The 389-nt window shown below is 62.0% G+C and carries 1 pseudogene; it reads left to right on the top strand.

Annotated elements, in window-relative coordinates:
- A pseudogene (locus RV045_RS14335) lies at positions 1-389 on the top strand (hemagglutinin repeat-containing protein); the annotation flags it as partial.

Genomic DNA, 389 nt, shown 5'->3' with positions numbered 1-389 from the left:
AGCACGCAGACCACCAGCGGTATCAAGTCGGGCGACGGCGGGTTTGATGTGCAGGTGAAGGTCAAAACCACGCTGGATGGCGCGGTGATCGCCAGCAGTGATGCGGCGGTGGCTCAGGGCAAAAACCGCTTCAGCAGCGAAGGCGGGCTGGAGCTGAAGGACATCGCCAATTCGGCCAAGTACAGAGCGGACAGCGTGAGCGTTGGGGTGGGAATCTCTGGTGCAGCATCGAACAGTAAATCCGGCCCGGCGCTGAACGGTGCGGGAATTGGCAGTGACAGCGGCAGTGCTGGCAGCGTGACTAAAGCGGGTATCAGCGGTATTGCCGGCGATACTGCCGTGCGCAGCGGCGATGTGGGCAGCGGGATCAAGCCGATATTTGATGCGGG

It is taken from the genome of Amphibiibacter pelophylacis (genome assembly GCF_037688875.1).
GTDB classification, from domain to species: Bacteria; Pseudomonadota; Gammaproteobacteria; order Burkholderiales; family Burkholderiaceae_C; genus Amphibiibacter; species Amphibiibacter pelophylacis.
Note: the sequence above shows the minus strand (reverse complement) of the source record. Positions and strands in the feature narration are given on the sequence as shown.